The sequence below is a fragment of the Enterobacter sp. PGRG2 genome (genome assembly GCF_030291195.1).
Lineage (GTDB): Bacteria > Pseudomonadota > Gammaproteobacteria > Enterobacterales > Enterobacteriaceae > Enterobacter_D.
Genome location: NZ_CP127837.1, coordinates 64,472 through 73,075, shown reverse-complemented (window position 1 = coordinate 73,075; position 8,604 = coordinate 64,472). Strand labels below are relative to the sequence as shown.

At 56.3% G+C, this 8,604-nt stretch carries 8 protein-coding genes and 1 tRNA gene; 5 read left to right on the top strand and 4 right to left on the bottom strand.

Features of this window, described 5'->3' with window-relative positions; genetic code table 11:
- Positions 1-71: 71 nt before the first annotated feature.
- The 5 genes from QRD42_RS00225 to luxS all read left to right on the top strand — a co-directional run bounded on the left by QRD42_RS00225 (position 72) and on the right by luxS (position 3,676).
- Positions 72-148: transfer RNA gene (locus QRD42_RS00225), tRNA-Arg, on the top strand.
- Positions 149-396: 248 nt separating this feature from the next.
- Complete coding sequence (yqaB, locus tag QRD42_RS00220; protein WP_072570040.1) at positions 397-963, top strand: fructose-1-phosphate/6-phosphogluconate phosphatase; 567 nt, start codon at positions 397-399, stop codon at positions 961-963.
- Positions 960-1,388, top strand: coding sequence for a YqaA family protein (locus tag QRD42_RS00215; RefSeq protein ID WP_072570041.1), 429 nt, complete (start codon positions 960-962; stop codon positions 1,386-1,388). The genes yqaB and QRD42_RS00215 overlap by 4 nt, the downstream gene beginning before the upstream one ends.
- 76 nt (positions 1,389-1,464) lie before the next feature.
- Positions 1,465-3,009, top strand: coding sequence for a glutamate--cysteine ligase (gene gshA / locus QRD42_RS00210; RefSeq protein WP_318364528.1), 1,545 nt, complete (start codon positions 1,465-1,467; stop codon positions 3,007-3,009).
- Between the two features lie 151 nt (positions 3,010-3,160).
- The gene (gene luxS, locus QRD42_RS00205) at positions 3,161-3,676 is read left to right on the top strand and encodes an S-ribosylhomocysteine lyase (RefSeq protein ID WP_072570043.1); all 516 of its coding nucleotides are present in this window, start codon (positions 3,161-3,163) and stop codon (positions 3,674-3,676) included.
- Between the two features lie 148 nt (positions 3,677-3,824).
- On the opposite strand, the gene emrB is transcribed toward luxS, so the two are convergent.
- The 4 genes from emrB to QRD42_RS00185 form a co-directional block, all read right to left on the bottom strand.
- Positions 3,825-5,360 carry a multidrug efflux MFS transporter permease subunit EmrB gene (gene emrB, locus QRD42_RS00200; RefSeq protein WP_072570044.1) on the bottom strand — a complete coding sequence of 512 codons (1,536 nt, stop codon included), beginning with the start codon at positions 5,358-5,360 and terminating at the stop codon, positions 3,825-3,827.
- Between the two features lie 16 nt (positions 5,361-5,376).
- Positions 5,377-6,549 carry a multidrug efflux MFS transporter periplasmic adaptor subunit EmrA gene (gene emrA, locus QRD42_RS00195; RefSeq protein ID WP_318364526.1) on the bottom strand — a complete coding sequence of 391 codons (1,173 nt, stop codon included), beginning with the start codon at positions 6,547-6,549 and terminating at the stop codon, positions 5,377-5,379.
- Positions 6,550-6,672: 123 nt separating this feature from the next.
- Positions 6,673-7,203 carry a transcriptional repressor MprA gene (mprA, locus tag QRD42_RS00190; protein ID WP_072570046.1) on the bottom strand — a complete coding sequence of 177 codons (531 nt, stop codon included), beginning with the start codon at positions 7,201-7,203 and terminating at the stop codon, positions 6,673-6,675.
- Positions 7,204-7,301: 98 nt separating this feature from the next.
- On the bottom strand, positions 7,302-8,492 hold the full coding sequence (locus tag QRD42_RS00185; protein WP_321987920.1) for an MFS transporter: 1,191 nt from the start codon (positions 8,490-8,492) through the stop codon (positions 7,302-7,304).
- Positions 8,493-8,604: the final 112 nt, after the last annotated feature.

Here is an 8,604-nt window from a genome sequence, read left to right as displayed (position 1 = left end):
TAATCCTCCCGGATGCACCATTCTCCTCTGATTGTTTCAGTAACAATCAGCGCAGTACAGCAATTCCCGATGCATCCGTAGCTCAGCTGGATAGAGTACTCGGCTACGAACCGAGCGGTCGGAGGTTCGAATCCTCCCGGATGCACCATTCTTCCCCGGTCTTTCAGCAACAGCGATTCATGAAAGAATCTGCAATGCTGTTACAAGCACCAGGGAGGATAACGTTGCTTCAGCAACGGCCCGCAGGGCAAGGCGCAGCCGAGTAATCCTCCCGGATGCACCATTCTTCGTACCTCCTCCCAAATCCAAAATTCCCGATATTCTCCTTGCGCTGCCAGCGACAAAAATCCTTGTTTACGTTACAGTATCCTTCTGTTATCCGGTTGTGAGAACGCGATGTACGAACGTTACAGTGGACTAATTTTTGATATGGATGGCACCATCCTGGATACTGAACCTACGCACCGTAAAGCCTGGGATGACGTCCTTGGGCGCTATGGTCTGCGCTATGATTTGCAGGCGATGATTGCCCTTAACGGCTCACCGACCTGGCGTATCGCGCAATCTGTTATCGAATACAATCAGGCCGATCTGGATCCACATCTGCTGGCGCAGGAAAAAACCGCCGCCGTGAAGTCTATGTTGCTCGATGGAGTGCGTCCGTTGCCGCTGGTAGAAGTGGTCAAAGCGTGGCACGGTCGTCGCCCGATGTCCGTCGGCACCGGCAGCGAAAGTGCCATTGCCGAAGCGCTGCTTGCGCATCTGGGCCTGCGGCACTATTTCACCGCCGTGGTCGCCGCCGATCATGTGACTCACCATAAACCCGCCCCCGATACCTTTTTACGCTGCGCCGAGCTGATGGGCGTTCCGCCCGCCGAGTGCGTGGTGTTTGAAGACGCGGATTTCGGCCTTCAGGCGGCACGCGCAGCTGGCATGGACGTCGTGGACGTGCGCGTATTGTGAGTGACGGCCTGTCACTCTTCTCATTGTTTGCCGGCAGTTTTCTCAGCGCCACGTTATTACCGGGCAATTCTGAGGTGCTGCTGGTCGCCTTACTTCTTTCTGGCGTGAGTCAGCCCTGGCTGCTGGTATTAATAGCAACAATGGGTAATAGCCTTGGAGGGCTGACTAACGTTATCCTTGGTCGCTTCTTTCCGCTGCGTAAAACGTCACGCTGGCAGGAAAAAGCCACAGGTTTTCTCAATCGTTATGGCGCAGCCGCGCTATTATTGAGCTGGATGCCTGTTATTGGTGATTTGCTGTGCCTGCTGGCGGGATGGATGCGCATCTCGTGGGGGCCAGTTCTCTTTTTTTTATGCCTTGGCAAGGCGTTGCGCTATGTTGTTGTGGCATTCGCAACGCTTCAGGGCATGACGTGGTGGCACTAATTGCATTGCTGGCCTTAAATCGTCAACCATTACAATTATGCTGTGTAGAAATGATTTCGACAGGCGGGAGGTCAATTTGATCCCGGACGTATCACAGGCGCTGTCCTGGCTGGAAAACCACCCTCAGGCTTTGAAGGGGATCCAGCGCGGGCTGGAGCGCGAAACGCTGCGCGTTAATGCAGATGGCAGTCTGGCAACAACCGGACATCCGGAGCAGCTCGGTTCAGCGCTGACACATAAATGGATCACGACCGATTTCGCGGAAGCGCTGCTGGAGTTTATTACTCCGGTCGACGGCGATATTGATCATATGCTGACGATCATGCGCGATGTGCATCGCTATACCGTGCGTCAGCTGGGCGACGAGCGGTTATGGCCGCTGAGTATGCCCTGTTACATCGAGAACGGTCAGGACATTGAGCTGGCGCAGTACGGCTCCTCAAATATTGGTCGCCTGAAGACGCTTTACCGTGAAGGGTTGAAAAACCGTTACGGCGCGCTGATGCAGACCATTTCCGGCGTGCACTATAACTTCTCGCTGCCGATGGCCTTCTGGCAGGCAAAATGCGGTGAAACGGATAAAGAAGCGATCTCGGCAGGGTATTTCCGTCTGATCCGCAACTACTACCGTTTCGGCTGGGTGATCCCGTACCTGTTTGGCGCGTCGCCGGCGATTTGCCCGTCGTTCCTGCAGGGCAAGCCGACCTCGCTGCCGTTCGAGAAAACGGAAAACGGCATGTATTATCTGCCGTATGCCACCTCGCTGCGTTTAAGCGACCTTGGCTACACCAATAAGTCGCAGAGCAACCTCGGCATCACCTTTAACGAGCTGAACGAGTACGTGGCGGCGCTGAAACGGGCGATTAAAACCCCGTCTGAAGAATACGCGAAGCTGGGCCTGACGAAAGACGGCAAGCATCTGCAAATCAACACCAATATCCTGCAGATTGAAAACGAGCTGTACGCGCCTATCCGTCCGAAACGCGTAACGCGCAGCGGCGAAACGCCGTCGGATGCGTTACTGCGCGGCGGCATTGAGTACATTGAAGTGCGCTCGCTGGACATCAACCCGTTCTCACCCATTGGCGTTGATGAGCAGCAGGTACGCTTCCTCGACCTGTTTATGGTCTGGTGCGCGCTGGCGGATGCGCCGGAGATGAGCAGCGACGAACTGCTGTGCACGCGCACCAACTGGAACCGCGTGATCCTTGAAGGGCGTAAGCCTGGCCTGACGCTGGGTATCGGCTGTGAAACGGCACAATATCCGCTGGCGAAAGTGGGCAAAGATTTATTCCAGGATCTGAAACGCGTCGCGCAAACTCTCGATGGTATTGACGGCGGTGATGCGTATGCGAAAGTATGTGATGAACTGGTGGCCAGCTTTGACGATCCTGAACTGACTTTCTCGGCGCGCATTCTGCGCTCGATGATTGATAACGGGATTGGCGGCACCGGCAAATCACTGGCGGCGCAATATCGCGATATGCTGCGTGAAGAACCGCTGGAAATTCTGAAAGAAGAAGATTTCAGCAAAGAGCACGATGCGTCATGGGCGCGGCAGCGGGAAGTGGAAGCGGCGGATACCGAGTCGTTTGAAGAGCTGCTGGCAAGACACGCCTGACAGAAAAGAAAAAGGCCACATTTCTGTGGCCAAATATTCATCTCTGAAAACAGGGATGATGATAACAAATGCGCGTCTTTCATATATTCAGACTCGCGGTTGTTCGAAGAGTTCAGTTTATTTTTAAAAAAATCACTCCGGAGGTGACAAGATGCCATTGTTGGATAGCTTCACAGTCGATCATACCCGTATGGAAGCGCCTGCTGTGCGCGTTGCCAAGACCATGAACACGCCGCATGGCGACACCATTACCGTTTTCGATCTGCGTTTCTGCATTCCGAACCAGGAAGTGATGCCGGAAAAGGGCATTCATACGCTTGAGCACCTGTTCGCCGGTTTCATGCGCGATCACCTGAACGGCAACGGCGTTGAGATCATCGACATTTCGCCGATGGGCTGCCGCACCGGTTTCTATATGAGCCTGATCGGTACGCCGGACGAGCAGCGTGTGGCTGATGCCTGGAAAGCGGCGATGGCGGACGTGCTGAAGGTGAAAGAGCAGAACCAGATCCCGGAACTGAACGTCTACCAGTGCGGCACCTATCAGATGCACTCGCTGGACGAAGCGCAGGAGATCGCGCGTCATATTCTGGATCGCGACGTGCGTGTGAACAGCAACGACGAACTGGCGCTGCCGAAAGAAAAACTGCAGGAACTGCACATCTAGTTTCGGTCAGTGACGTATAAAAAAAGCCAGTTCAGTGAACTGGCTTTTTTATTTGCCGGTTTTGCCGGGTGGCGCTTCGCTTACCCGGCCTACACCTACAAAGCGTAGGCCCGGCAAGCAACGCGCCGCCGGGCGAAACAACACAATATCAATGCGCGCCGCCACCGCCACCCGCGCCGAACGGCGGTCTGGCGAACCACACCAGCCCCAGCAGCAGAAGGAAGATCCCGGCGGAGATCCAGAAAATCTCATTCGCCGAAATGATCAGCCCCTGGTTGGTGATCTGTTGGGCGATCCACCCGGACGCCTGCTGCTGCGACATGCCCATTCCCTCAAGCTGCCCGTAGATTTGCTCAGTATTCGCGTTATAGGGATTCACCGACTCGGTCAGCTGCGCATGATGCATCGACTCACGGCTGGTCCATAGCGTCGTGGTGATCGACGTACCAATCGAACCTGCCAGCGTGCGGGTAAAGTTCGACAAACTCGACGCCGCCGCCAGCCGTTCAGGCGGCAGACCGGAGAGCGTAATGGTCGTCAGCGGCATAAAGAAGCAGGCGACGGCGAAGCCCTGAATAAACTGCGGCCACGCGGACGCGCCAAAGTCCATGCCCGGCTCAAAGGTATAGGCGCGCCAGTAGAAGCACACTGCATACATAATGAAGCTGAAGGTCACCAGACGACGCATATCCAGCTTATGAGCAAAGCGGCCGATAATCGGCGACAGGATCACCGGGATAATGCCGACCGGCGCGGACGCCAGCCCCGCCCAGGTTGCCGTGTAGCCGTATACCTCCTGCAACAGCTGCGGCAGCAACACAATAGCGCCGAAGTAGAGCATATAGGCAAGGCTGATACACAAACAGCCGATGGTAAAGTTGCGCGACTTGAACAGCGAAAGATCGACAATCGGATGGTCATCCGTCAGCTCCCAGACAATCAGGAAGGAGAGGGAGACCACCGCAACCACCGTCAGCACGATAATTTCGGTGGAGTTGAACCAGTCCAGCTCTTTACCCTGATCGAGCATCACCTGCAAACTGCCGATGCCGACGATCAGCAATGCCAGCCCGACGCCGTCAATGCGCCGCTGCTCGGTACGGGTTTCGCGTCCGCGCAGCGCCTGCGCCGCCATCAGCACCACCACCAGACCAATAGGCACGTTGATGAAGAAGATCCAGCCCCAGTGATAGTTATCGCTGATATAGCCGCCGAGGATCGGCCCGCAAATCGGTGCGACAATCACCGTCATCGACCAGAGCGCCAGCGCCACCGATCGTTTGGCGGGCGGGTAGTTGCTCAGTAACAGACTCTGCGACAGCGGGATCAGCGGACCGGCGACAATACCCTGGATCACGCGGAAGAAAATCAGCATGTTCAGGCTGCTCGACACCCCGCACGCCCAGGAGGCGATGGCAAAGGCGACGGTGGACCATAAAAAGAGTCGCACCTCGCCGACGCGTTTCGCCAGCCAGCCGGTGATCGGGATGGAGATGGCATTCGCCACGCCAAACGAGGTGATGACCCAGGTGCCCTGGCTCAGTGACGCGCCCAGGTTACCGGCGATGGTCGGGATCGCCACGTTCGCAATAGTGGAGTCCAGCACCTGCATGAAGGTCGCAAGGGACAGCGCGATGGTCATGATGACCAGCTGCGCGCCCTCCAGCGGTTTACGCTGCTGCATAGCACTCACCTCAGGATTAACCCGCGTTGGCCTGAACGATGTTATTGATCAGGGTATTCACCGGCTCCAGGCTGATTTCCCGCGCATTACTTTCATACGCTGGCGTACTGCGCGCCTGGCTTGCCAGCACCTGGCCGTCGCGGTTGGTGGTATCCACCGTCACCAGCGAAGAAAGACCAATGCGCAGCGGGTGATCGGCGAGCTGTTTCGCATCCAGCTCAATACGTACCGGCAGACGCTGAACCACTTTGATCCAGTTGCCGGTGGCGTTTTGCGCGGGCAGCAGCGAGAAGGCGCTACCGGTGCCCATATCCAGACCGACCACTTTACCGGTGTACTTCACGTCATCGCCGTAGAAATCGCTGATCACCGTCGCAGTCTGACCAATGCGCATATGCGCCAACTGCGTCTCTTTAAAGTTCGCATCCACCCACAGACCCGTTGCCGGGACCACGGCCATCAGCGCGGTGGTCGGGCTGATTTGCGCGCCAGGCTGTACCGCACGGCGGGAAACATAGCCGGAAATCGGGCTGACGATTTTGGTACGTTGCAGCGCAAGCCAGGCGTTACGCACTTCGGTGGCGGCCTGTTGCACCGCCGGCTGATCTTCAAGGCGGGTGCCGAGGATCATCGCCTGGTTAGCATTATATTGCTGCACTGCCACATCAAGCTGCGCCTGCGCGCTGGCGACCGCATCACGGGAGTGTTGCAGCTCTTCGCGGCCAATCAGGTTGGCGCTGCCCAGCGGTACACGACGATTCAAATCGCTCTGCGCCTGGGCGAGGGCGGTTTTTTTCACTTCGATGTTAGCTTGATACTGACGGCTGTTGATCATCAACTGGCGGGTCTGACGCACGCTGGAGGCCAGTTGGGTCTGCGCTTTTTCAAATGCCTGCTGGGCATCCGTCGGATCGAGGGTCACCAGCACGTCGCCCTGTTTTACATAATCGGTGTTGTCATGCCAGACTTTCGTCACGCTCCCCGACACCTGCGCCATAATCTGCACCTGGTTGCCAGCCACATACGCATCGTCGGTTTCTTCGACGTGACGCAGTACCATGAACCAGTAAATCCCGTATGCCACAGCAATAATAATAAAGAGCAAGGTCAGAAGAAGCAGGGCACCTTTACGTTTGCCTTTCTTCCTGACCGGTTGCTGCGGGGTTTGAGTCTCCGCATTTGCGCTCATGTGTGTTCTCCACGATCTTTTTATATATTCGGCAACGCCGACCTGTTCACCAAAAAGCCAGCATTAAAAATGCTGGCCTGGCGGATTTCTTATTTAATCAGGATGTCAGAGCTAATCGTCGCGTTAGCGCAGCGCCTCAAGAATGACGTCTTCTTCGTCCATCTGGTCGAGGCGGTTCAGTAGCTTACGGGTGATTTGCTCAAGCTGTTCTTTCTCGGCGGGGCTCAGAGAAGACCAGAGCAGGTGCAGACAGTTATGCTGCGGGGGTAAAACCTGACGCAAAAATTCGTGACCTTTTTCGGTCAATTGCAGATGCAGACAACGACGGTCGTTGTCGCTCTCACGGCGTTCGATCCAGCCGCGTTTTTCCAGTTCATCGGCAATACGGGTGGCATTGGTGCGCGACGAACCCAGCGCACAGCTCAGCTCGGAAGGCTGAATGCTATGATTTTCCTGCGACTCAAGGGTAATTAACGCCATGAACAACGTTTCGTTGATCCCCTGCGCTTTCAGCATTTTGTTGCGGTTATCCAGCAGTTTGCCCTGCATATGCATACACAAACGCGTCAGCAGAATTTCCTGAAACGGAAAATCTTCATAACGACTGGCACGGAACTTCAGCATTTGCTCAATGGGCGTGAACGAACTTTCCATCTCAATATGACCTCATTAATTACAGCCGATATAGTAACGGCGGTGACAAATAATGTAAATGTATTATTTTCCTTAAGTGATTAGTTTTAAGAATAGTTTCAGCCGGGCTGAAGCCGATCCTGACGATGGTAGCCGAGCCACCAGACCAGCAGGTTCAACAGCGCCATCACGCTTCCCGCCACACAGACACCCGCCCAGCCCGCATGCTGCCAGGCTGATGCAGAAATCAGCGAGCCTGCCGCGCCGCCGATAAAGTAGCTGGTCATATAGCCCGCCGTCAGACGGTTACGCGCGTCCGGCTTCACCAGATAGATCACCGTCTGGTTGGTGATATGCACCCCCTGCACGGTCAGATCCAGCACCAGGATACCGATGATCAACGCAATGGCAGAAGTATGACCAAACCAGATCGCCACCCAGGAGAGCAGCAGCAACAGTAAACCGGTGGTGGTGGTGATATGCGCCTTGCCTTTATCCGCCATGCCGCCGGCAGGCCGCGCGCCCAGCGCACCCGCCGCCCCGGCCAGGCCAAACAAACCGATCACGCCTTCGGAGTAATTAAACGGCGGCGCGGCCAGCAGAAACGCCATTGAGGTCCAGAGAATGCTGAAATTGGCGAAGGTCAGACAGCCGAGCACCGCGCGGGTACGCAGCAGCGAATCGCGGGTGAACAGAGAAAATATCGAGCCGAGAAGCTGAAAGTAGTTGAGATGGTTGTCCTGCTTCACTTTCGGCAGCCCGCGCCACAGCGCCAGCGCCATGACCAGCATTAAGGCGCTCGCCACCCAGTAGACGGTGCGCCAGCCGCCAACTCCCGCCAGCAGGCCGGAAACCGTACGCGCCAGCAGAATGCCCAGCAGCAACCCGCTCATGATAGTGCCGACCACTTTGCCGCGCTTTTCCGGCGAGGCGAGGGTGGCGGCCAGCGGCACCAGGATCTGCGCCACCACCGAGAACAGCCCGGTCAGCGCTGTGCCGAAGATCATCATCCACGCCGAATGGCTGGTGGCGGTGATCAGCAGGCCGCAGGTGGAGAGCAGCGTCATCAGCACAATCAGCGTCCGGCGTTCAAACATATCGCCGAGCGGCACCAGAAACATCAGGCCGACGGCATAGCCGAGCTGCGCGGCGGTGACGATAAATCCGGCCTGGTTGGGGGTGAGGGAAAAGGCGCGGGCGATGGTATCAAGCAGCGGTTGCGCATAGTAGTTACTGGCGACGGCGAGACCGGTCGCGACGGACATCAGCACGATCAGAGCCGGGCTGAGGGTGTGGGTGGAATTTTTCATTATTATTGAAGTCGTTAGTTGAGTGATTTTCTTGCCAGAATTCAATGATAACGAATTGGGGGATTGTTGGGGAATTGTTACGTGTCCGAACGTGCGGTTAAAGATGCCCCTC

Bases quoted from the DNA above. Each gene is read 5' to 3' on its own strand.
- yqaB (WP_072570040.1), top strand. From the start codon at position 397: ATGTACGAACGTTACAGTGGACTAATTTTTGATATGGATGGCACCATC.
- luxS (WP_072570043.1), top strand. From the start codon at position 3,161: ATGCCATTGTTGGATAGCTTCACAGTCGATCATACCCGTATGGAAGCG.
- emrB (WP_072570044.1), bottom strand. From the start codon at position 5,360: ATGCAGCAGCGTAAACCGCTGGAGGGCGCGCAGCTGGTCATCATGACC.
- emrA (WP_318364526.1), bottom strand. From the start codon at position 6,549: ATGAGCGCAAATGCGGAGACTCAAACCCCGCAGCAACCGGTCAGGAAG.
- mprA (WP_072570046.1), bottom strand. From the start codon at position 7,203: ATGGAAAGTTCGTTCACGCCCATTGAGCAAATGCTGAAGTTCCGTGCC.
- QRD42_RS00185 (WP_321987920.1), bottom strand. From the start codon at position 8,492: ATGAAAAATTCCACCCACACCCTCAGCCCGGCTCTGATCGTGCTGATG.